The sequence below is a fragment of the Sulfitobacter sp. SH22 genome, assembly GCF_965641905.1.
Lineage (GTDB): Bacteria > Pseudomonadota > Alphaproteobacteria > Rhodobacterales > Rhodobacteraceae > Sulfitobacter.
The window spans coordinates 3,558,696-3,581,226 of record NZ_OZ282573.1 but is presented as its reverse complement, the minus strand read 5'-3'; the positions used below and the strand labels follow the sequence as shown (position 1 = coordinate 3,581,226).

General features: G+C 59.4%; 17 protein-coding genes. 1 reads left to right on the top strand and 16 read right to left on the bottom strand.

All coding sequences use genetic code 11. The features are described from left to right. Nucleotides 1-72: 72 nt before the first annotated feature. The 14 genes from cysG to ACSQ13_RS19375 all read right to left on the bottom strand — a co-directional run bounded on the left by cysG (nucleotide 73) and on the right by ACSQ13_RS19375 (nucleotide 18,437). Nucleotides 73-1,509, bottom strand: a complete 1,437-nt coding sequence (cysG, locus tag ACSQ13_RS19440) for a siroheme synthase CysG (protein WP_295511613.1) — start codon at nucleotides 1,507-1,509, stop codon at nucleotides 73-75. Continuing rightward, nucleotides 1,506-2,480, bottom strand: coding sequence for a glycosyl transferase family protein (locus ACSQ13_RS19435; RefSeq protein WP_295511616.1), 975 nt, complete (start codon nucleotides 2,478-2,480; stop codon nucleotides 1,506-1,508). The genes cysG and ACSQ13_RS19435 overlap by 4 nt, the downstream gene beginning before the upstream one ends. Next, nucleotides 2,477-5,107, bottom strand: a complete 2,631-nt coding sequence (locus tag ACSQ13_RS19430) for a nitrate reductase (RefSeq protein WP_295511682.1) — start codon at nucleotides 5,105-5,107, stop codon at nucleotides 2,477-2,479. Before ACSQ13_RS19430 ends, ACSQ13_RS19435 begins: the two co-directional genes overlap by 4 nt. Beyond that, nucleotides 5,107-5,439 (bottom strand): nitrite reductase small subunit NirD, encoded by a 333-nt coding sequence (gene nirD / locus ACSQ13_RS19425; protein WP_295511618.1) that lies wholly within the window; start codon nucleotides 5,437-5,439, stop codon nucleotides 5,107-5,109. Before nirD ends, ACSQ13_RS19430 begins: the two co-directional genes overlap by 1 nt. Next, nucleotides 5,436-7,880 carry a nitrite reductase large subunit NirB gene (nirB, locus tag ACSQ13_RS19420; RefSeq protein WP_176251283.1) on the bottom strand — a complete coding sequence of 815 codons (2,445 nt, stop codon included), beginning with the start codon at nucleotides 7,878-7,880 and terminating at the stop codon, nucleotides 5,436-5,438. The genes nirD and nirB overlap by 4 nt, the downstream gene beginning before the upstream one ends. Before the next feature lie 12 nt (nucleotides 7,881-7,892). Next, on the bottom strand, nucleotides 7,893-8,837 hold the full coding sequence (locus ACSQ13_RS19415) for a GAF domain-containing protein (protein WP_295511620.1): 945 nt from the start codon (nucleotides 8,835-8,837) through the stop codon (nucleotides 7,893-7,895). A 68-nt stretch (nucleotides 8,838-8,905) separates the two neighbouring features. Next, nucleotides 8,906-10,609, bottom strand: a complete 1,704-nt coding sequence (locus ACSQ13_RS19410) for an ABC transporter ATP-binding protein (RefSeq protein ID WP_176251281.1) — start codon at nucleotides 10,607-10,609, stop codon at nucleotides 8,906-8,908. A gap of 5 nt (nucleotides 10,610-10,614) precedes the next feature. Continuing rightward, nucleotides 10,615-11,697, bottom strand: coding sequence for an ABC transporter permease (locus ACSQ13_RS19405; protein WP_176251280.1), 1,083 nt, complete (start codon nucleotides 11,695-11,697; stop codon nucleotides 10,615-10,617). 91 nt (nucleotides 11,698-11,788) lie between these two features. After that, nucleotides 11,789-13,156: a CmpA/NrtA family ABC transporter substrate-binding protein gene (locus ACSQ13_RS19400; RefSeq protein ID WP_176251279.1), complete on the bottom strand. Its 1,368-nt coding sequence runs from the start codon at nucleotides 13,154-13,156 to the stop codon at nucleotides 11,789-11,791. Between the two features lie 270 nt (nucleotides 13,157-13,426). Then, nucleotides 13,427-14,602: an ABC transporter substrate-binding protein gene (locus tag ACSQ13_RS19395; protein WP_295511625.1), complete on the bottom strand. Its 1,176-nt coding sequence runs from the start codon at nucleotides 14,600-14,602 to the stop codon at nucleotides 13,427-13,429. After that, complete coding sequence (locus ACSQ13_RS19390; RefSeq protein ID WP_176251277.1) at nucleotides 14,599-15,183, bottom strand: ANTAR domain-containing response regulator; 585 nt, start codon at nucleotides 15,181-15,183, stop codon at nucleotides 14,599-14,601. Before ACSQ13_RS19390 ends, ACSQ13_RS19395 begins: the two co-directional genes overlap by 4 nt. A gap of 228 nt (nucleotides 15,184-15,411) precedes the next feature. After that, nucleotides 15,412-16,173, bottom strand: coding sequence for an ATP-binding cassette domain-containing protein (locus tag ACSQ13_RS19385; RefSeq protein WP_176251312.1), 762 nt, complete (start codon nucleotides 16,171-16,173; stop codon nucleotides 15,412-15,414). Nucleotides 16,174-16,202: 29 nt separating this feature from the next. Next, complete coding sequence (locus tag ACSQ13_RS19380) at nucleotides 16,203-17,288, bottom strand: ABC transporter permease (protein WP_295511628.1); 1,086 nt, start codon at nucleotides 17,286-17,288, stop codon at nucleotides 16,203-16,205. A 129-nt stretch (nucleotides 17,289-17,417) separates the two neighbouring features. Beyond that, nucleotides 17,418-18,437, bottom strand: coding sequence for a sugar ABC transporter substrate-binding protein (locus ACSQ13_RS19375; protein ID WP_176251275.1), 1,020 nt, complete (start codon nucleotides 18,435-18,437; stop codon nucleotides 17,418-17,420). Nucleotides 18,438-18,618: 181 nt separating this feature from the next. Here ACSQ13_RS19375 and ACSQ13_RS19370 point away from each other — a divergent pair, with 181 nt between their 5' ends. Next, entirely contained in the window at nucleotides 18,619-19,812 is a 1,194-nt protein-coding gene (locus ACSQ13_RS19370) for an ROK family transcriptional regulator (RefSeq protein WP_176251274.1), read from the top strand. A gap of 488 nt (nucleotides 19,813-20,300) precedes the next feature. On the opposite strand, the gene ACSQ13_RS19365 is transcribed toward ACSQ13_RS19370, so the two are convergent. Together ACSQ13_RS19365 and ACSQ13_RS19360 are read right to left on the bottom strand one after the other, a co-directional pair. After that, complete coding sequence (locus ACSQ13_RS19365; RefSeq protein ID WP_176251273.1) at nucleotides 20,301-20,717, bottom strand: response regulator; 417 nt, start codon at nucleotides 20,715-20,717, stop codon at nucleotides 20,301-20,303. 13 nt (nucleotides 20,718-20,730) lie between these two features. Further along, a complete protein-coding gene (locus tag ACSQ13_RS19360) occupies nucleotides 20,731-22,509 on the bottom strand; it encodes a CHASE domain-containing protein (protein ID WP_295511633.1) in 1,779 nt (592 codons plus the stop codon). Between the last annotated feature and the right edge of the window lie 22 nt (nucleotides 22,510-22,531).

Sequence of the window (22,531 nt, the reverse complement as noted above, 5' to 3'; positions counted from 1 at the left end):
AACCCCCACCTGTCCTGAATTCACTGACAGTTGGGCCGCCCCTCATGTGATGTCGCATGGCCTGTCACGCTGTCACGCTGTCGCAACCAGCGCAGTTTGCGCCCCGCGCAATGATGCAACCGGTTGCACCAAGGGGACCGGGGCATTGCGTTCGAGCGTCATGGGCCAGGTCACCAACAAGATCGCGCAGCCCGAAATACCTGTGTCAGTTACAAGAGCGGCCAGATCGCTGACCGGTGCCGAATGAAAGGCCTGCGTCGGTTTGGACACATCGACAGCCACCTGCACGATCGTATCTGCGGGCAATCCGCGCGCTTGCAATGCGGCGCTGATACGGTCGGCCTGACGCACAGACATATAAAGCGCGGTGGTTGTGCCCGGCCCGGCAAAGCGGGTGCAATCGGGCAGCGGGTCTTGGGCGCTGCCGGTTCCGGTTGCCAAAACAAGCGTATCGGATATGCCCCTTTCGGTCAGGCTTTGCCCCATTGCGGCCCCCGCAGCCGAGGCCGCAGTCACACCGGGAACGATCTCGATGGCGATGCCTGCCTTGCGGGCACTGTCCAGTTCCTCTCCGGCGCGGCCGAAAATACCCGGATCGCCGGATTTCAAGCGCACCACACGGCGGCCCTTGCGGGCCTCTGCGACGATGACATCATTGATCCGGTCTTGGGGCCAGGCGTGGGCACCCACATGTTTTCCGACAAACACCCGCTCCGCATCGCGGCGGGCCAGTTCCAGAACCTCGGGTTCGACCAGCCTGTCATAAAAGATCACATCAGCCTCTTGCAGCCGTTGCACCGCGCGCAGGGTCAGCAGATCACGCGCACCGGGGCCTGCACCAACCAGTGCGATGGACCCCGCGGTGTCACCCTGCGGCCGACCGCCAGAAGCGATAGCGCTTTTGATGGTTTCGGCCGCTTCGCGTTCACCGCCCCGTACCCAGGTCATCCGCGGCGTATCCGAGAACACCCAAGCCCAGAACGCCCGCCGCTGCGCATGGGCTACGCGGGCCGACACGGCCCCCCGCAAACGCCCCGCCAAAGCGGCCAACCCGCCGATGTTGACAGGCAACATCTGTTCGACCTGCGTTTTGATCTGACGTGCCAGAACCGGTGCTGTGCCTTCGGTCCCGATGGCCACAACAACCGGATCGCGGTCCACGATCGACGGGGTGGTGATCTCGCACAGGTCGGGTTGATCGACCACATTGACGGGGCATCGCGCGATCTGCGCCAAGCGGTGCAGGCAGGCATCAGCGGCGGGTGAACCGGTGGCAATAAACGCCATCGCAGCACCGTCAAACAACGCCGGGGTAATCGTGCCCGCGTGATGAACCGCGCGGTTCTGGGCGACCAGTGCAGAAAGCTCGGCATCCAGCGACGGCGCGGCCAAGACGATCTGCGCATCGGTTTTCAGGATCAACCGGGATTTCTGCGCGGCCTGTTCGCCGCCGCCTGCGATAACAACACGGCGTCCGGTGGTGCGGATAAACATCGGAAAGCTTTTCATGCGGCTGTCTCCTTTTGTGTGGTGCGTGGTGCTGCGCGGTCGGCCCAAAGCGCGTCTGCTTTGGCCCCGGCGTCCGGGTATCCCAACGCAGCCAGCGCCAAAGCTGCGGTGCCGGTCACGACCCCTTGGGCAAAGGGATCGGCCTGATCGCCGGACCACAGCCCCGCCAGTGTCGTCGCGGCATCCGGCCCGTCACCCAGCCGCGTGTGACCGTCCAGAACTGCGGCTGACGGGCTTTCGAAGGCGACACCATTCTGGACGCCAAAAACGGTCACGGCCTTGCCCGGATGGCGTTCAAATTCACCACCGCCGCCCTTGATCACGCAAAGCGATTGCAAGCCCATGACTTGGGCCGCATCGCTTTGCAGCAGGCGGTATGAGGGGTGGAAAACACCCTGCACGCTGGCGCTGGCACCCGCAGGGTTCAGCATCCGGCACACCGTGTTGATACAGGACCGAAGCCCCAGCACATCGCGCAAGTTCAGCAATGCAAACAGGGCGGGGTGAAAATTTTCCAACGGCAGATATGCGATGCCATCGCGACGCAGGGTCGTCTCCGCCTCCGCGATCGTTTCGGCGCGGTCGATCCCCGCGTCCTGCAAGCCCGTGCGCACCGCCGGATCGCTGCCGTTCCAGCCGTGCAACAGCACCCCGTGCCCTGCCTGCGCAACCAGCCGCGCCGACAAAAGAAACCACGGCAGCCCCCGCGTCCGCCCTGCGGCATAGCTGGGCCAATCCAGATCGACACTGCTGATGGGGGGCAAAACCCCTTGGGCGGCCTGCGCAAAACCTGCGATTTCCTGCGCTGTCTCGCCCTTCATCCGCAGCAGCATCAACAGCGCACCAATCGCCTCGGGTGCGGCGGTGCCGTCCAACATCAGGCGCATGGCACCGGTGGCTTCCTCAAGCGTCAAAGACCGCGACCGCCCCGGCCCCCGCCCCAGAATGCGCACATATTCGGCCAAGCTCATTCCGCCGCCTCGCGCAGGTTAAGCTTGCCAATCAGGGCCGCAATTTCGGGGCGGCACGATCCGCAGTTGGTTCCGGCCTGCAAGGCAGCGCCGACGGCGTCGACAGTGATAAGCCCCTGTTCCTCGATCGCCTGGACGATGGTGTTTACCCCCACCCCGAAACACGAACACAGCATCGGGCCGGGGTTGGGCATGTCGGCAGCAGGGCGGCCGATCAGCACGTCGGGCACATCCATGCCCGGCACCGTCGCCAGATAATCGCGCATCACCGCGACCGGTTCGGGCGACACGAATAGCGCCGCCTCGACCCTTCCGTCTTTCATCAAGGCGACACGCGCCATGCCCCGCGACATGTCAATGATCGACGATATTTCGCAATCGTGAATGCCGAAAAGTGTGGTCGCATAGTCGGCCCAATCCCCCACCGGTTCGGAGCCAGCCAGATCGGCACGGTATCCTGCCGCCGTTGTCGCCAGCGCCCAATAGGGCAGATCAGGTTTGATCGGAGCGCGCGAGACCGCGAACCCGTACCAGCGCGCCTTGAACCGTTGCACCGCGACCACGGCAGCCTTGCTTTCCGGCTGGCCTGAAACCGGGTCTGTGACCCCTGCGACCAGATCGTCAATCCGGGCCGAGGGCGCGGTTTCGCCAGTCCAGTGAATGGGGGCAAACACCTGCCCCGGCTGCACCGTATCGGTGATCCGTGCACGCAGGATGGCGCTGCCTTGGGGGGCGGTGACGGCCACAAGATCGGCGGGCACCACGCCAAGCGTTGCCGCGTCATCGGGGTGAATTTCCAAAAACGGTTCCGCCATATGCGCCGACAAACGCGGGCTTAGGCCGGTGCGGGTCATGGTGTGCCACTGGTCGCGCACCCGCCCGGTGTTCAGCCGGAACGGATAGCGCGGGCCGGTGCGGGCAACAGGTGGGCGATGGGTCACCGGCACCAGCCGCGCCTTGCCATCGGGATGGTAGAACTGCCCGTCCGCAAAGAACCGCCCCCCCTGCCGTGTCGCGGTGACGGGCCAGCGTGTGGGGTCAAACGCCGCGAATTCGGCGTCGGTCAAATCCGACAGGCCCGAGATATCAAAGTCGCGCCCGAATTTACCAGCGACACCGGACAGCGCCGCAAATTCGCGAAAAATCTCGGCCGGGGTAGTGTAGTCAAACGCGGTTTTCCAGCCCATCCGCTGCGCGACCTGCGCCAGAATGGCCCAGTCCGGGCGGGCCTCGCCGGGTGCGTCCAGCACCGCACGTTGGCGGCTGATCGTGCGGTCCGAATTGGTAACGGTGCCGTCTTTTTCAGCCCATGCAGTGGCAGGCAGCAGCACATCGGCAAGCCGCGCGGTGTCTGTGGCCTGGGTTATGTCGCTGACCACGGTAAAGGGACAGCCAGCAATCGTGTCGCGCACGGCCTTGGCATCGGGCATGGAAACGGCGGGGTTGGTGTGGATGATCCAGATCGCCTTGATCGTGCCATCGGCCACGGCGCGAAACATGTCGACAGCTTTCAAACCGGGGGCATCCGGCATATGCGGCGCATCCCAAAAGCCGCGCACGGCCGCACGGTGGTCGGCGTTTTCCAGATCCAGATGGCAGGCCAGCATATTGGCAAGGCCACCGACCTCGCGGCCACCCATCGCATTGGGCTGGCCCGTCACCGACAGCGGCCCGCAGCCCTTAGTGCCGATGCGACCCGTTGCCAGATGGCAGTTCAGGATCGCGTTGACCTTGTCGGTCCCGCTTGAGGATTGGTTGACCCCTTGGCTAAAGACCGTGACGACCTTTTCGTGGCCCAGCCACATTGCACAAAACTGGTCGATCAACGCAGGGTCCAGCCCGGTGACAGAGACATCACCGGCCGTGGCGGCGTGCAGCGCTTCGTCAAACCCGTTGCTGCGCGCGATCATGGCGGGGTCAAGCGCGCCGGCCTTTTGGGCCGCGACCAGCAACTGGTTGAACAGTGCCACATCACTGCCCGGTGCAAGGGGCAGATGCAGATCGGCGCTGTCGCAACTGGCGGTACGGCGCGGATCGACGACGATGATCTTGGTGCCGCGCGATTTTTTCGCGGCCAGCACACGCTGGTGCAACACCGGATGGCACCAGGCAAGGTTGGACCCGACCAGCACGACCAAATCCGCTTCGTCCAGATCCTCGTAGGTGCCAGGCACCGTGTCTGTGCCAAAGGCGCGGCGGTGCCCTGCAACCGAAGACGCCATGCACAGGCGCGAATTGGTGTCGATATTGGCGGACCCGATGAAACCTTTCATCAGCTTGTTGGCGACATAGTAATCTTCGGTCAGCAATTGGCCCGACACATAGAATGCCACGCTGTCGGGGCCGTGGTCGCGGATCGTGTCGCGAAAACGGTCAGCGACCAGTTGCAATGCGCTGTCCCAATCGGCGGGCTTGCCGTTGATGTGCGGGGCCAGCAGACGCCCTGCCTGCCCCACCGTTTCACCCAATGCGGAGCCTTTGGAACACAGCCGGCCAAAGTTTGCCGGATGATCCGGGTCGCCCCGCACCGTCAGCCCGCCCTGCCCGTCAGCGCGCAGCAACACACCGCAGCCCACCCCGCAATAGGGGCAAGTCGACCGCGTCTCGGGCAGACCCGCGCCGTCCATCACGCAGCGCTCTGCTGTTTCAGCGTTGCAGCGTCGATCTCGATCCGCCCGTTCTGGACCCGCACCGGATAGGTGGCGATTTGCCCCACATCCGCGCCTTGGGCCTTGCCGGTGTTTAGGTCGAACACCCAATTGTGCAGCGGGCAGGTCACGCTTTGACCGTGCACAATACCGTCTGCCAAGGGGCCGCCCTTGTGCGGGCAGGTGTTTGATGTTGCGAAGACCTCGGACGCATCCGTGCGGAATACGGCAATGCAGCCAAGCGCGGTTTTCAACAATCTTGCCCCGCGCAAGGGCACGTCTTCGATATGGCCAATATCAGTCCAGCTCATTCTGCTGCCTCCAATGTCAGGTCTGCAAGGGGCGCGTATCTGTCGGCCTGCTGGCTGACATGTTCTGCCCAGGGGTCGTTGCGATAGATGGTTTGGGATAGCTCGAATGCAGCAACAAGACGGGCGCGTTCGGCCAGATCATCGACGACCCGCGCCTTGACCCAGTCCAGCCCGACCTTGGCCACCCATTTATAGGGGCGGTCCAGATATTTTGCATTCTCGCGGTACAGCTGCACAAAGGCCGTGGTCAGTTCAATCGCTTCGGCTTCGGTTGCCGCATCGGTCAGACGTTCGGTTTCTTTCAGGTCCATGCCCGCAGCACCGCCAACGCTGATCTGATAACCGCTGTCGACGCAGATGATGCCCACATCCTTGCAGGTCGCTTCGGCGCAATTGCGCGGGCAACCGGACACGGCCAGCTTGACCTTATGCGGCGTCCACGACCCCCAGAGGATTTGTTCCAACTTGATGCCCAAACCCGTGGAATCCTGCGTGCCAAAGCGGCAGTGATCGGTGCCGACACAGGTTTTGACCGTGCGCAGCCCCTTGGAATAGGCGTGGCCCGAGACCAGCCCCGCCTTGTTCAGATCAGCCCAGATCGCGGGCAGATCCGACCCTTTGACGCCCAAAAGGTCAATCCGCTGGCCGCCCGTCACCTTGACCGTGGGCACGTTGTATTTGTCGGCGGCATCAGCAATTGCGCGCAATTCGCCCGCATTGGTGATCCCGCCCCACATGCGCGGCACGACGGAAAATGTGCCGTCTTTCTGGATGTTGGCGTGTTTGCGTTCGTTGACAAAACGCGACTGCGGATCATCGCGATATTCCAGCGGCCAGTCGGCCAGCAGATAGAAATTGACCGCCGGGCGGCAGACGTGACAGCCGTTCGGAGTTTTCCATCCCAGTTCCTGCCAGACCGCCGGTTGGCTTTTCAGCGGCTTGGATTTGATCAGCCGCCGCACGTCTTCGTGGGTCAGATCGCAGCAGCCACAGATCGGCAGCGACGCGGGCGCGGCATAGGCATCGCCCAGCGTCACCTCGAGCAGTTGTTCGACCAGCCCCGTGCATGTCCCGCAAGACGCGCTGGCCTTGGTGGCCGATTTGAGCGATGGCAGATCGGCCGCACCGCCCTGAATTGCCGAAACGATTGTTCCCTTACAAACGCCGTTGCAGCCGCAGATTTCTGCATCATCCGGCAAGGCTGCAACGGCTGAGAGCGGGTCCGACGCGGCACCCCCCTGATAGGCCGGTCCAAAGATCAGCGTTTCGCGCATATCCGCGATATCGGTGCCGTCCTTGATCAGGCCAAAGAACCAGTTGCCATCCGCCGTATCACCATAAAGCACGGCCCCGATCAGACGGTCGTTCTGGATCACCAGACGTTTGTACTGGCCGCGCGCGGGGTCGCGGAACACGATATCCTCGCGCCCTTCGCCATCGGCAAAATCACCCGCGCTGAACAGATCACACCCGGTGACCTTCAGCTTGGTCGAGATTTCCTTGGCGACGAATTGCGCGGCTTCGCCGGTCAGGGTTTTGGCGACCACTTTGGCCTGATCGTAAAGCGGGGCAACCAGACCGAACACCGCGCCGTTATGTTCGATACATTCACCGACAGAAAGAATATTTTCGTCAGAGGTCACCATCTGGTCATCCACATGAATACCGCGACCCACCGCCAGACCGCTGTCCTTGGCCAGTGCCACATTCGGGCGGATGCCCACGGCCATCACCAGCAGATCACAGGGCAGTTCCGTCCCGTCATCCAGCCGCAAGGCGCTGACCTTGCCGCCTTTGCCCAGGATTTCCTGAGAGTTGGTCGACACCATCACCTTGATCCCGCGCCCTTCAAGCTCGCGGCGCAGAAGATATCCTGCCGCCTCGTCCAGTTGCCGTTCCATCAGGTGGCCCATGATGTGGATCACGGTCACGTCCATGCCGCGAAGGCGCAGACCCGCTGCCGCCTCAAGGCCCAAAAGACCGCCACCGATCACCACGGCGCGCGCACCCGGCGTGGCACCGGCGTCAATCATCCGGTTGGTGTCTTCGAGATCGCGATACGCGATAACCCCGTCCAGATCATGGCCCGGCAAGGGAATGATAAACGGTGCAGACCCCGTTGCGATCAGCAGCTTGTCATACGGCACCGCACCGTTTTCACCGGTCACGATTTGCGCAGCGCGGTCGATGCTGACCACCTTTTCGCCGAAACGGCAGGTCACGTCATTCTCGGCATACCAGGCATCATCATGGATCACGATTTCGCCATAGGATTTTTCGCCCGACAGAACCGGCGACAGCATGATGCGGTTGTAGTTCCCGCGGGGTTCCGCGTTGAACAGGGTCACGTCCCAAACGCCCGGTTCGGCCTCGAAGAGATGTTCCAGTGCCCGGCCAGACGCCATGCCCGCCCCGATCACAACAAGTTTTTTCTTGCTCATGGTTCTGGTCCTTTAGTTATAGCAGGCGACGATGTGAGACAGCGCGCCATTTTGATAAATCGGCAGGCCGATAAAGGTGGTGTAACCGGCAGGCAGCCCCGCCGTGCTGCGCGCGACCACGGGCAGGCCCGAGCCCAACACTTGCCCCACGACACCCTTCCAGGCGGTCGCGGTCGGGGCCTCGTCATGGACACCGTCGCCATTGTCGCGCCACAGCGCCCCCTCGCGTTCGCAAATCCCGTCAATCAACTGGGCCTTGCCGGCTTGGCCTTTGGGTGTGGCCCAAATCTCGAACCGGCGTGCAATCGGGGTGCCAAGCGCCGACAGCAGCGCCAGCACATAGGTCCGCATCCCCGGTACAGGCACCGGCAAACCAAGCCCCGTGGTCAGCCCCGCCTTGCCCGCCGCTGAGGCGCGGATGAACTTGTAGCCGGAACCCAGATCGCGCATCAAAATCGGTGCCTTGGCCGCCCAGACACCGCCCGGAAGGCCCTGCCCTTTGGGGAAATACGTGTGCTGCGAAACGAATTCGAATTCCTCGGCCGCGCCGTAATACCCGTCATCCAGCATCAGCAAACCGTCTTTGTCATCGGTCCAGACCTCGATCGCACCGATGCGGGCAGCGTCGCTGGAACATAAAACCACCAGCACCGCCTTAAGGGTTTCCCCGTCAAAGACCGGCACCGCCACGGCAGATGTCAGCCCCGCATCACGGGCGGCTTGCGTGCGCTTGAAATAGCTGCCGTCAAAGGCCCGAAGAACCACCGGCCGCGCTTCGGCCCAGGCTCTGCCGGGCAGCCCCTCGCCCTTGGCGAACTGGCTTTGGCGCGATGCCGCCTCAAAGCTGTCGAGCCCGTTGTAATCGCCGCCGGCATAGACAAGCACGCCGTCTTTCGGAATCCAGACTTCGGCCACCTGAATAAACGTATCAATTTGCGGTTCGGGAATGCCGTCCATTTAGGGCTTCTCCTGTGGGGCGCATGGCGCGCCTTGGGTTTCGGTTGGCAACATGGGGGTCAGCGGCGCTACTCTGCCGCGATAGCCTTGCTGGTCGTTTTCGCAGCGGGCTTTGCGCCGTGTTCATATTCCTCAAGAAAATCAAGAACCTGCTGGCGGTAGCGGTAATAATCGGGATGCTCGAGCAACGCCTTGCGGGTGCGCGGGCGCGGCAGATCGACATTCACGATCCGCCCGATGGTCGCCTGCGGCCCGTTGGTCATCATCACCACGCGGTCGGCCAGCAAAATCGCCTCGTCCACGTCATGGGTGACGCAAATCGCGGTCACTTTGGTGCGCGACCACACCTCCATCAGCACTTCTTGCAGTTCCCAGCGGGTCAGGCTGTCAAGCATCCCAAAGGGTTCGTCCAGCAGCAGCAGTTTCGGCGACAGGGCAAAGGCACGGGCAATGCCGACGCGTTGTTTCATGCCGTTTGACAGGTCAGACGCGGTTTTATCCATCGCATCGCCCAACCCGACACGTTCAAGATAATATTCAACCACATCCTGACGTTCGGCCCGCGATGCACGGGGATAGACCTTGTCGACACCGATGGCGACGTTTTCCTTGGCGGTCAGCCAGGGAAACAGGTTGGGCGACTGGAAGACCACCGCGCGTTCGGGGTCTGCCCCTTCGACGTGACGGCCATCCAGCTTGATCGCGCCTTTGGAAATCTCGTTCAGACCTGCGGCCATTGTCAGCACGGTGGATTTGCCACAGCCCGAATGGCCGATCAGGGAAATGAATTCGCCGCGATCAACCTTGAGGTCGAAATTTTCGACCACGGTCAGCGGACCCTTGGGCGTGGGGTAAACTTTGTGCAGTTGCGAGAAATCGATAAAGCGTTCGTCGATCAACCCTTTTTGGGCGCTTGCGACCACGTCGGGCACATCCTCGACCGGGGCGGACATCCCGTGAATGGGCGTGATGCCAGGCAAAAGGCGGGTGCCTTCGACGCGGGATTCAATGCCCACATCCATCAGGTATTTGGTCACATCCGCGCGCAGGGCCTTAAAGTCGTCGTTGCTGTTCATCGCGATCCGGTCACGCGGGCGGTCGATCGTGACCGCAAATTCCGCGCCCAGCGTGCCATCGGGGTTCAGCGCAATGATCCGGTCGGCAAGGATGATCGCCTCGTCCACGTCATTGGTGATCAGCACACAGGTCTTTTTGTCGGCTTCCCAGATATGTTCGATTTCGTCCGCGAGATTGGCGCGGGTCAGCGCATCCAGCGCTGACAACGGTTCATCCAGCAGCAACATTTCGGGGTTCATCGCCAAGGCACGCGCAACGTTCACCCGCTGGCGCATCCCGCCGGACAGTTCGGCCGGACGGCGCGCCGCTGCTGCGGTCAGGCCAACCATGCCCACATAATGCGCGACCTTTTCAGCCTTTTGCGCCCGCGACAGGTTCGGGAAAACCGTATCCACCGCCAGCCCGACATTGCCGCTGACCGTAAGCCACGGCATCAGCGAATAGCTTTGGAAAATCACGCCGCGCTCCGGGCCGGGGCCGGTGATCGGCTTGCCCTTGAAGGTGACGCTGCCGCTGGTCGGCTGGTCCAGCCCCGCCATCAGGTTGATCAGCGTTGTCTTGCCGGTTCCCGAAAACCCGAGGATCACCAGAAACTCGCCTTCTTTCACCGTCAGGTCGATATCCTTGAGCACATGGGTCGTATGGGTCCCTTGGCCGTGCTGTTTCGAGACATTTTTGAAGCTGAGAATATCCATGTCGATCACCGGTTATTCGTGAAGGTAAAGAGCGATTGCAGGGCGAACATGACCCGGTCCAACAAGAAGCCGATGATGCCGATTGTCAGAACCGCCACCATAATCTTGGCCAGGCTGGACGAGCTGCCGTTTTGGAATTCATCCCAGACGAATTTGCCAAGGCCGGGGTTCTGGGCCAGCATTTCTGCGGCAATCAGCACCATCCAGCCCACGCCCAGCGACAGACGCAATCCGGTAAAGATCAATGGCAGCGCCGAGGGCAGAACCAGCTTGGTGATCTTGGTCCAGGTGTTCATCTTCAAAACCTTGGACACATTGACCAGATCCTTGTCGATGGATGCGACACCCAGCGATGTGTTGATCAATGTCGGCCACAGCGAACACAGGGTCACGGTGATCGCCGACACAAGGAACGACTTGGAAAACATCCCGTCGTTGGTGGTGTAGACCGCGCTGACCACCATGGTCACAATCGGCAGCCACGCCAGCGGCGAGACGGGTTTGAAAATCTGGATCAACGGGTTCAACGCGGCGTTTGCCGTTGCCGACAGACCGGCCGCGATGCCCAAAGGGATGGCCACAGCCGAAGCAACCAGAAAACCGAAGAACACGGTCAGCACCGACGTCCCGATCTGGTCGTAATAGCTGGGCGCGCCGGTATAGGCGATGGATTTTACCTCGTCACCGCGGCCCGCATCAATCAGACGCTGGTTGCGCAGGTCAAGGCGTTCCATGAACTGCGCCTCTTTGGCGGATTTCGCGGCGGCGTCCTGATGCAGATTGACCGCTTCGGACCAGACCTGCCCAGGCCCGGGGATCGCCCCCAGTGACGTTTGCACGGTGGGGGCAAGCGTGGCCCACATCAGCAAGAACGCGGCAATCGCAAGCAAAGGCACACCCAACAGCCGCCAGATTTCGCCCAGCTGTGCCTTGGGGTTATCGCCGGCGGCGGCCTTGAGCAGAGGGGTTATCCAGCCAAGGCCCAAAACCTGAAACCATTTGTCGGCCTGACCGATCCGGGTGAAAAGGCGGGCCTTTCGTGCGGACCGTGCTTGATCGCGGGTGAATTCTGGGTCGACGGTTGTCATGGGTGTCTCCGTTCGGGTGCGGTGGTGCGGGTTATTTCAGAGTTAGGATTGAAGGTACGGGGCGGTGCAGATGACCGCCCCGATCGGGTCATCAGCCTTTGACTTCGCTGCCAACGACCACTTGGTCGCCTTTCAGGCCGATGGGCAGGCTTTCGAGATATGCGTTTGGCGTGCGACCGTCATAGACAATGCCGTCGATGATATCTTCGGCAGGTGTCGGGGCCTTGTAGCCGTCACTTTCCCAGGGGAAATCCGCCTCGTTAGCCAAGGCATCGTCGACCAGCAGGCGGGCGGCCTTGAGGTAGATGTCGGGGCGGTACACGCTGCGGGCGGTTTCGTCATACCACGCATCGGTTTGCGGTTCGGCGATCTGGCCCCAGCGGCGCATCTGCGTCAGATACCACACGGCGTCCGAATAGAACGGGTAGGTCGCATTGTGGCGGAAGAACACGTTAAAGTCGGGGATGTCGCGGCGGTCGCCTTTTTCGAATTCGAAAAAGCCGGTCATCGAGTTTGCGATCACTTCTTCATCCGCCCCCACATATTCAGGACGGCTCAGGATCGATACCGCCTCGGCGCGGTTGGCGTTGTCGTTTTCATCCAGCCACATTGCCGCGCGGATCAGCGCCTTGGTCACGGCGATTGTGGTGTTCGGATATTGTTCGGCAAAATCGGCGTTCATCCCAAAGACTTTTTCGGGGTTGTTCTTCCACAGCTGGTAATCGGTGATGACCGGAACGCCGATGCCCTTGAACACCGCTTGCTGGTTCCACGGCTCGCCCACGCAATAGCCGTTGATCGTTCCGGCCTCGAGCGTGGCGGGCATTTGCGGCGGGGGGGTCACGGACAAGAACACATCAGCGGCGATCTGGCCCGATACGTTGTCGGGGCTGTAATATCCCGGCTCCAACCCGCCAGCGGCCAGCCAATAGCGCAATTCATAGTTATGGGTCGAGACGGGGAAAACCATCCCCATGTTGAACGGCTTTCCTTCGGCACGGAACTGATCCACCACCGGGGCCAAAGCCGAGGCGCTGATCGGGTGAACGGGGCGGCCGTCCTCCATCGACGCGATATGCGGGCGCATCAGGTCCCAGACCTCGTTCGATACGGTGATGCCGTTTCCGTTCAGATCCATCGAAAAGGGCGTGATGATATGGGCCTTGGTGCCATAGCCGATGGTCGCGGCCAAAGGTTGCCCTGCCAGCATATGCGCGCCGTCCAACTGGCCGTCGATAACGCCGTCCAACAGCACCTTCCAGTTCGCCTGCGCTTCGAGCGTGACAAACAAACCTTCGTCAAGAAAATAGCCCTGCTCGTAGGCAACAGCCAAGGGGGCCATGTCTGTCAGCTTGATAAAGCCGAAGGTCAGTTCGTCTTTTTCCAGCTCCAGCAGTTGGGCCGATGCCGTGGTGGCCAAGGTTGCAGAAATCGCAAAACCTAGAATAAAACTTTTCATTTTCAATCCTTTCGGTAGCTTCGATGCTGGGGAGGCTGGCATCAAAAAACGCAAAAAGACCGCATACGCTATTCTCCAGAGAACTGGTCAACAGCGAGCGGCCTTGCTCGGAAATCCCGATCATTGGGAGAATTTCGTATCAGGGCACGCCATTGTGTCCCGATACTCAAGTTTGTGATGATGCCCTTGCTGAGATCAAAAGAATTCGCTGCAATGCGGCAATAATTTTAAAAATCGCGGCCGGGCCGGGAAAAACTGCACAGAAATTAATCAGTGCGCTTCGTCTGGGTCAAAAATCTGGCCATCAAAGAACGTGTCGGGGGGCAGGCTCAGCTCGCCTTTTTGGGACGCGACCGCCGTGATGTGAAGAATCGAACCCTCAAGCTTTTCCGAGGCACCGGGCAAATCCGCATCTGTGCCGATCATGTGTTTGCGGTACAGATCGCTGCGAAACACGGCCCCGCCCAGTCTTTGCGCCTCGGAGGATGAAAGACCGTTTTCAAGGCTTAGCCGGTGGGCGATCCATTTGGCCTGACTGCGCCAGGGGAAATTGGTGGTGCCCGCATGAAACCCGATGAAATCATCGACCGTGCGCTGTTCGGCCCGCGAAGAAATGGTGAAATGCCCGCTTAATGCGCGGTCAATCAATTCAGACGAGACATCAAGATAGCTGGGCCGCGACAGGATTTCGGCGGCGGTCGTCTTGCTTTTGGGCAATGACAGCCATTGTCCGGCCTTCCACACCGCGCGGATCAGATGGCCCAGTTTTTCCGGTTCGGTTTCCGCCCAGTCCTGACGCACGGACAGCACCTTTTCGGGGGCAAAGCGCCAGATCGCCGTGCCGGGCAGCAACAGCGCCCCTGCCCCTTGATCGACAGCCACCGACCCCCAAGGCTCGCCCACGCAGAATGCGTCAACCTCGCCCGTGGACAGTGCTTCGGCCATCAAGGGCGGCGGGATGGTGCGTATCTTGATCTGTTTTTCCGACAGGCCGGACCGTTCGAACCAGTAGCGCAGCAATTCAACATGCATGGAAAAGGGGAACGGCGCGCCAAAGACCAATGTATCTTTGGTGACCTGAGCAAGGGCCTGTGCGGCCTTCAGGGCATCTGCGAAATCGAAACCGTAGCCGATATCGCGCAACCGCTGTTCCAGCTCGCGGCCCACACCGATCACATCGCCATTTACCGACATGACCGATACCGCCGAAAGTGGCGTTGTCACGCCCCCCAACCCCATCGCCATCGCGACGGGCACGGGTGACAGCAAATGCGCGGCGTCCACACGACCGACGGCCAGCATATCCCGGACCGACGACCAGGACGGCGCGGCGATCAGATCAAGGGCCAGCCCCTCGGCTTCGGCGAAGCCCATTTCCTGCGCGATGATCAGCGGGGCGGCATCGACAAGGGGCATATAGGCGACGGGCAAGGTTACCGTTTTCATGACAGCAACCCCGATGCCGTGACCAGGGCTTCGGCGACGTCGGCCACCCTGCGGCCCTGATCCATCGCCGCCTTGCGCAGCAATGCATAGGCTTGCACCTCGTCCAGCCCCTTGGCCTTCATCAGCAACCCCTTGGCGCGGTCAATGACTTTGCGTTCTTCCAATGCGCGCCGCGTTTCGGCCAGTTCATTGCGCATTTGCCGGACCATCTGGAACCGCGCGATGGCCGTGTCCATCACAGGTTTCAGCCGCTCGGGTGTCAGCCCGTCGACCACATAGGCCGATACCCCCGCCTCGACTGCCGCCCGCGCCAGCGACCCTGCGGCCCCCGACACAAACATCGCCACAGGCCGTTCCAACGGGCCAGAGGCAAGGGTCAATTCCTCGAGCATGTCACGGGTCGGGTTGTCGATGTCGATCAACACCACGTCAGGGGCATGGGCGGCAATCTTGCGGGCCAGACCAATGGTGGTGCCGATCACGAAGACCTCGCAATCACCGCTTTGGGTCAGCGCGTCAACAATCGCGACGGCCCTGTCCCGGTCTTCTTCTACGACAACAATTGTAAGCTTTAGATTCATGGCTATAGCCTTGGGGTGAAACGAAAGACGCTACAAGTTGCCGGACACTGGAGCAGCCTAACGGATGAAAAGAACGCTCGAATTTACCCCGGTCCGCCTAATATTTGTGCAGTTCTATTGGGCGGAGATTTGCGGTGGCATCTGCCCCCAACGCAAAGAGCGGCCCCGAAGGACCGCCTCATTGCTGTTTGCATAGAACCCGATGCCGCCCCGCATCGGCTGATGTCGTTATTCAGGTGCGTCCTTTGCACCGGTCATAAAGGCGACCGCGTCGGACATGGTGTAATCTTTGGGGTCAATCACACAAAGCCGCTTGCCAAGCCGGTGCACGTGAATGCGGTCGGCGACTTCGAAAACATGGGGCATGTTGTGGCTGATCAGGATGATCGGAATGCCACGCGACCGCACATCAAGGATCAGCTCCAACACCCGGCGGGATTCTTTGACGCCAAGGGCAGCAGTCGGTTCATCCAGAATAATGACCTTTGATCCGAAAGCCGCAGCGCGGGCGACAGCCACCCCTTGCCGTTGGCCGCCCGACAGGGTTTCGACGGCTTGATTGATGTTCTGGATCGTCATCAGCCCCAGTTCAGACAGCTTGTCACGGGCGATCTGTTCCATCCGGCTGCGATCCAGCTGGCGCAGGAATTTCCCGCGAAAACCGGGTTTGCGCAATTCGCGACCCATGAACATGTTATCCGCAATCGACAAGGCTGGCGACATGGCGAGGGTTTGATAGACCGTCTCGATCCCTTCTTTGCGGGCGTCCGTGGGGGATGTGAACCGGACCTTTTTGCCCTCAAGAAACACATCGCCCTCGTCTGGGACAATCGCGCCCGACACGGCCTTGATCAGCGATGATTTACCAGCCCCGTTATCCCCGATCACGGCCAGAATTTCGCCCGGATACAGATCAAAGTCGCAATGATCCAACGCGGTCACCTTGCCATAGCGTTTGACCAGACCACGCCCCTTGAGGATGGGTTCGATCGCGCCTGCTGCGATGTTATCTGCCAAAGTCATGCCGACACCTTTCTGATCCATTGATCCACAGCGACAGCACCAATGATAAGCGCGCCGATAAGAAGGAAGGTCCATTGCGTATCGGCACCGGACAACCGCAAGCCAAGGGTAAACACGCCAACGATCAGCGCCCCGAACAGCGGCCCCATGATCGACCCGCGCCCGCCGAACAGGGAAATGCCCCCGATCACCACCGCCGTAATGCTTTCGATATTCAACAACTGCCCCGATGTCGGGCTGACCGATCCGATGCGCCCGATCAAGGCCCAGCCGGCAATGGCGCAGATAAACCCGGTGACGGCATAGACAGAAATCAGCGTCCGTTTGACGTTTACGCCGGACAGCTGTGCCGCCTCGGGGTCATCGCCCACAGCATAGATGTGCCGCCCCCATGCGGTCTGGCTTAGCACATAGGCCAGCACCGCAAAGATCAACGCCATCGCGATCACACCAAAGGTAAAGGTGGCCCCACCGCGACCGGTTTCGTCTGCGCCGACTTTGAAGGTCGAGCCCAGAAATTGCAGCAAGGGCGCATTGGCCTCGATCTCTTGGCTGCGGATGGTTTCGTTTGCGGAATACAGGAAATTCGCGGCCAGCACGATCTGCCACATGCCAAGGGTCACAATGAACGGCGGCAGTTTCATCACCGCCACCAGCCAGCCGTTGACGGCCCCGATCGCCGTGCCGAATGCAAGGCCAAGGATCACGGCAAGTTCAACCGGCACCCCATAGCGAAACGTAAATTGCCCCATGATCACGCTGGACAGAACCGCAATGGCCCCAACGCTCAGGTCGATCCCGGCGGTCAGGATTACAAGGCTTTGTGCCGCAGCAACGATGCCGACGATTTGCACCTGTTGCAGGATCAGGGTCAGCGCAAAGGGAGAAAAGAACTTGGACCCCAGCAACATCCCGAACAGGACAATTGACGCCACAAGAACGAACAGGGGAACCAACGCAGGGTTGACGTGCAAGGCATGTTGAAGCCGTGCCAGAAAGCCTTTGCGTTCAGCGAAGGCCGCCACACTATCGATACTTGCCGGTTTGATAGCGGCCTCATAGTCATCAGCATTGCCTGACATTGCGCGTCCCCCCTTGGAATTATGATTTGTTGGCTCGGTCTGGGGGTAGAGTACCCCAGTTCCGGAAATGTCCTAGCTTGGAAAATGGGGCGGGAAAACCCGCCCCAGAATATCATTCACCCAAGCGGCTTAGCCCCAGCAAAGGTCTTTGCCTTCGGCAACCGAAATGCTTTCGACGCCCTCGGCTGGCTGGTCGGTCACAAGCGCCACACCTGTGTCAAAGAAGTCTTTGCCTTCGGTGTTTTTTGGCAATGTGCCATCTGCGGCATAGGCCGCGATGGCCTTGATCCCCAAGGATGCCATGCGCAACGGGTACTGCTGCGATGTCGCCCCAATCACCCCGTCTGCAATATTTTGCACACCGGGACAGCCGCCATCGACGGAAACGATCAGCACGTCCTTTTCGCGGCCAATGGAACGCAGCGCCTCATAGGCCCCTGCGGCGGCAGGTTCGTTGATGGTGTAAACCACGTTGATGGTCGGGTCGACGGCAAGCAGGTTTTCCATCGCCTTGCGGCCACCCTCTTCGTTGCCGGCGGTCACGTCATTGCCAACGATGCGCGCATCGTCTTCGTCACCCCATTTGCTGGGGTCACCCAGATCAATGCCGAACCCTTGCAAGAAACCCTGATCGCGCAACACGCCGACAGTCGGCTGCGACACGGCCAGATCCAGCATCGCGATACGCGCGTTCGCCGCATCGTCGCCCAGTTGTGCAGCAGCCCATTGGCCAATTAGCTCACCGGCCAGAAAGTTGTCTGTCGCGAATGTCGCATCAGCAGCTTCGATCGGGTCCAGCGGTGTATCAAGCGCAATCACCAACAGACCTGCTTCGCGGGCCTGCGAAACCGCACCCACGATGGAAGACGTATCGGATGGCGTCAGCAAAATGCCCGACGCGCCATCGGCGATGCAGGTTTCGATTGCCGCAACCTGTGTTTCATGGTCGCCATCAACCTTACCGGCATAGGAGCGCAAGGTGATACCGGCCTCGGCGGCGGCGGCTTCGGCACCTTCGCGCATTTTAACGAAAAACGGGTTGGTGTCGGTTTTGGTGATCAAGCACGCAGATACACCGTGGCTGCCAGCCATGGCAGCGCCCGCGGTTGTGATGGCAGCAATCGCAGTTCCGATTAGAAGTTTCTTCATGTTGTCCTCCCAAGAACAGTTAAATGGCAAGGCCTCCACCTTGCGTCATCGACGAGTTTCATCATCGCCGTTGCGCCCCAAATGACGCGATTCGACGGCGTCTGTCAATTAATTAGTTAACTTTCTTTATTAATCGAGATGGGGTATATCCATTCCCAAGGGAGGCCGCTAGGTTGCACGCATGGATGACGGGTTTGTAAGATCAATCAGTACGGGTTTAAGCCAGAAAGGCGTTCGGGATCACAACGAACGCCTGCTGTTGTCGTTGCTGCAAAGGCACGGCGCGATGCCGGGCAGCGATCTGTCGCGGCTGGCAAACCTGTCGCCGCCAACGGTGTCGGGCATTCTGCGCCGGCTCGAAGGCGAAGGCATCCTTGAACGCGGCGACCCTGTGCGCGGCAAGGTCGGCAAACCGTCGATCCCCATGCGGCTGGCCTCTGACGGGGCGTTTTCCTTTGGTGTGAAAATCGGGCGCAGGTCGGCGGATTTGGTGTTGATGGACCTGACAGGGCAAACCCGGCAATTGCGGCAATTGACCTATGCCAGCCCCGTTCCGTCTGAGATTTTCAATTTTCTGGATGAGGGTGTTCAAAGCATCACCCGCGAGATGTCGGACCGGGACGTATCGCATATTTGCGGCATCGGGATCGCCGCCCCCTTCGAGATGTGGAACTGGCCCGAAACATCCGATACCCAGAATGGTGCCTATACCACATGGAAGGACATCGATATCAAAGCGCAGGCCCATGCGTTGACCGGACTGCCGGTCATGTTGATGAACGATGCAACGGCGGCCTGTCAGGCGGAACACACCTATGGTCGCGGCAAGGCGTTTCGCGACTATGCCTATTTCTTTCTGGGGGCGTTTATCGGCGGCGGCATCGTGCTGAACAACGCTGTTTTCGAAGGGCGTCAGGGCAATGCCGGCGCATTGGGGTCGCTGCGCAGCATCGGGCCAAACGGTGAAAGCATGCAACTGGTCGACACCGCATCCATACACCAGCTTGAACTGCGCCTGCGCGAAGTCGATCTGGACCCGCAACAGCTTTGGTCCGATCCAGACAGCTGGCATCGCCTGTCGCGCTATGTGGACCCCTGGTTGGGTCAGACGGCTCAAGAGCTGGCCAAAGCCGCCCTGTCGACCTGTTCCGTCATTGATTTTGAGGCCATTCTTATCGACGGCGCATTTCCCGCCAGCGTGCGCGACGATCTGGTCGCGCGGGTTCGACGCTATCTTGTCACGCAAGATACCCGCGGGCTGATCCCCCCGCGGATCGAGGCGGGCAGTATCGGCGGCAAGGCCCGTGCCATCGGTGCCGCGACACGCCCGATCGGTGCGCAGTTTATGCTGAACGCCCGGCTGGACGAAACCTGACGGATCATTCCCCTTGGTCTTGAGGGCACGAACGTGCGCTTTAATCCCAGACGGCCGGATGGCAAGGCATGTGCGAAGGCGCATGATGAATGTCATGCGACGGCTAGGAGGATGAATGAACAGCAATATCCCACGGCGATTAGAGGGATTAATTTGCAGCTATAAGTGTCTGGTCGCTTGATGCACATAGGTCACCCCGATCAGGACGAAGTGAAGCTCGAAGTGACAGTGAAGCTCGAGCATCAAAGCCCGAATACGGTGCCAACTCACCTGATCCATTCAGCTTGTGAGGAAGGGCGGGTTCACATGCTGTGCCCTTTTAGTCTGCCCCATTCGGTTTATTACATAAGGAAATCGTTATTTTCCGACCCATTCCGCAGATACCCCCTTCGGGTTTTTCCTGGCAAAGCAGGTAAGCCTTACTTGTGGCCAAAGCTGAAGACACCACTGGAAAACTGCGTAAGACTGGGTCTTCGCCCCCCAGCCGGTTATGGCCCTGTAATAATTAACGGCGGTTCACACGTTGTCCAAAAGCTTTGCAGCATTACTAGAACCGACTTCATACCCTCCGTATTTTGGCGTTTCACAATATAGCCGTTCACCCTTTTCTTGTAAGCTTTTTCAATATCTTCGACATGATCTGAAGTCGTGAACATAAAAACAATGCTGCTAGAAAAATCGCTCGTCACTCTAAGTTTTTCAAGGAACTCGTGGCCGTTCATCCGGGGCATATTGATGTCCAACAAAACGATATAGGGCGCAGGAACCTTGCCTTGTTTAATAAGTTCCAAAGCTTCAATTCCATCCTGCGCGCGGACCACATGCGTATCCGGTGCCATTTTGGAAACAGTCCGCAAGACGATCATGGCATCAAGCGGATTGTCCTCGACCAGAAGAATGTTCATTTGACGTTTCAATCTACGCTACTTTCTTTGTCTGGCTGTCCTCAGACATGTATGTTTTGGGCCAATAGAACGTGAATTCAGCACCATTTTTCTCGGATGACGAAACCCAGACCGTATAGCCGTGACGCTGTACCGCTTTCTTGACGATGGCCAGTCCGATACCTGTGCTTTCCGGATCGTCCCCTTTGCGAAGCGTCTGGAAAACTTGAAATATCTTCTCGTGGAATTCTGGCGCTATGCCTTTGCCGTTGTCCCTTACTGAAACCTTTATCCGGTTCCCCAGATCAACAAGCGTAAGGTCGACAAGCGCCGATTGCGGGTCGGGGTGATACTTGAACGCATTTCCAATCAAGTTCTCGATGACACGCCGGAAATTATGGCTGTCGCAAGAAATTTCAGAAACATCAGAAGACAGCCGGATTTGTGAGGGCGCAATTCTGAAATCCGTAACGCAGTCCTCGATCAGAGTGTCGAGACGCAATGCCGGGTCGGTTTCGACTTCGAAATTCCCGATCCGCGAGAAGGCCATAATCCCGTCCGTAAGATCATTCATCCTGTTGACGCGTTCGCGGATCATCTTGAATTGCGCCTTGATTTCGGTGTGACTTTCAAGGGACCCAAAGATTTCCTCAAGGTCTTCTTCAATCACCTCGGCCAGAAAACCGATCCCGCGTACCGGGGTCTTCAGATCATGAGAGGCAATGTAGACAAACTGCTGGATTTCGGCGTTTGCCTGTTCAAGATGTTCCGTTTTCGCACGAAGGTTTTCGGTAAGCTGATACGCATAGGTGTGGATCCGGCTGTTGGACCGCGCCAATGTGGCAAGCAAGGAAAACACCAATATCTCGATGATTAACCCGCCAATCAAAATCAGCATCGGTTGCTCGGCGCTGTTTTGGGACCGGAATATCTTGTTTGTGCGGATATCCAGCGTCCATTTGCGCCCGTAAACATCAAGCTCGACCGTGTCCGAGAACATCGGGTCGTTATCGTACAAAGGATTGTTACTGTCTTGCTCGTCATAGATTACCTGATCACCATCACGAATGCTCAGCAGTACTTCGCTAAACTCCTTAAGGAACAAACCTTCGACCAATTTGTGCACGACAAACGGAGCATAGACGGCACCGGCAAAGCGGTCCTTCCTTTCTTGCAAGCTGTCCGGCCTCGGCCCTTTGTAGAAGGGCGTGTAGAATAAAAAACCGGGGGTGTGATTACTGTCTTGCACCAATACGATCGGACCCGTGATTTGCGCTGTACCACTGTCCCGGCTTGCCAATAGTCCGGTGCGGCGGTTGGCTTCATGCGCCACGTCCAGGCCCACGGCCCGTGCATTGATGTCGATGGGTTCAATGAAGGTGATCGGAAGCATGAATTCTTGGTTATGGGGCGGATAGACAGAAAATTCGCGCAGCTCTGCAGCCCGCGCGGCAATGTACTGGGATTGGTTGTATTGATCGACATAATAGATGACCCCGATACCGTTCACTCCGGGATATTTTTTCTCTATTTTCAATGCGTTGGCAAAAAGACTCCAATCCTGGGGGGTCGTTTCACTCTTGCGTGTTTCGAGGTGTGCCACCCCAGACCATAACGCATCCTCATAGCGCGACATCCGGTCGATGATCAGGTTGATGGTTCGTTTTTTGGCTGTTTCGAAACGGTTTTCAATCTGCAAATCCACCTGATGCTTTGAATACAGCCAAGCGCCAAGCGTCATCGCTAGCGACATACCGACAACAGCGATATGCAGTAACGTTACCCCCCCTGCCTGAGATCTCAAAGACGTCACAGTCCAGCCCCTCTAGGTAGAT

Excerpts from the sequence above, each read along its gene's own strand:
- cysG (WP_295511613.1), bottom strand. The coding sequence starts at position 1,509 with ATGAAAAGCTTTCCGATGTTTATCCGCACCACCGGACGCCGTGTTGTT.
- ACSQ13_RS19435 (WP_295511616.1), bottom strand. The coding sequence starts at position 2,480 with ATGAGCTTGGCCGAATATGTGCGCATTCTGGGGCGGGGGCCGGGGCGG.
- ACSQ13_RS19430 (WP_295511682.1), bottom strand. The coding sequence starts at position 5,107 with ATGGACGGCGCGGGTCTGCCCGAGACGCGGTCGACTTGCCCCTATTGC.
- nirD (WP_295511618.1), bottom strand. The coding sequence starts at position 5,439 with ATGAGCTGGACTGATATTGGCCATATCGAAGACGTGCCCTTGCGCGGG.
- nirB (WP_176251283.1), bottom strand. The coding sequence starts at position 7,880 with ATGAGCAAGAAAAAACTTGTTGTGATCGGGGCGGGCATGGCGTCTGGC.
- ACSQ13_RS19415 (WP_295511620.1), bottom strand. The coding sequence starts at position 8,837 with ATGGACGGCATTCCCGAACCGCAAATTGATACGTTTATTCAGGTGGCC.
- ACSQ13_RS19410 (WP_176251281.1), bottom strand. The coding sequence starts at position 10,609 with ATGGATATTCTCAGCTTCAAAAATGTCTCGAAACAGCACGGCCAAGGG.
- ACSQ13_RS19405 (WP_176251280.1), bottom strand. The coding sequence starts at position 11,697 with ATGACAACCGTCGACCCAGAATTCACCCGCGATCAAGCACGGTCCGCA.
- ACSQ13_RS19400 (WP_176251279.1), bottom strand. The coding sequence starts at position 13,156 with ATGAAAAGTTTTATTCTAGGTTTTGCGATTTCTGCAACCTTGGCCACC.
- ACSQ13_RS19395 (WP_295511625.1), bottom strand. The coding sequence starts at position 14,602 with ATGAAAACGGTAACCTTGCCCGTCGCCTATATGCCCCTTGTCGATGCC.
- ACSQ13_RS19390 (WP_176251277.1), bottom strand. The coding sequence starts at position 15,183 with ATGAATCTAAAGCTTACAATTGTTGTCGTAGAAGAAGACCGGGACAGG.
- ACSQ13_RS19380 (WP_295511628.1), bottom strand. The coding sequence starts at position 17,288 with ATGTCAGGCAATGCTGATGACTATGAGGCCGCTATCAAACCGGCAAGT.
- ACSQ13_RS19375 (WP_176251275.1), bottom strand. The coding sequence starts at position 18,437 with ATGAAGAAACTTCTAATCGGAACTGCGATTGCTGCCATCACAACCGCG.
- ACSQ13_RS19370 (WP_176251274.1), top strand. The coding sequence starts at position 18,619 with ATGGATGACGGGTTTGTAAGATCAATCAGTACGGGTTTAAGCCAGAAA.
- ACSQ13_RS19365 (WP_176251273.1), bottom strand. The coding sequence starts at position 20,717 with ATGAACATTCTTCTGGTCGAGGACAATCCGCTTGATGCCATGATCGTC.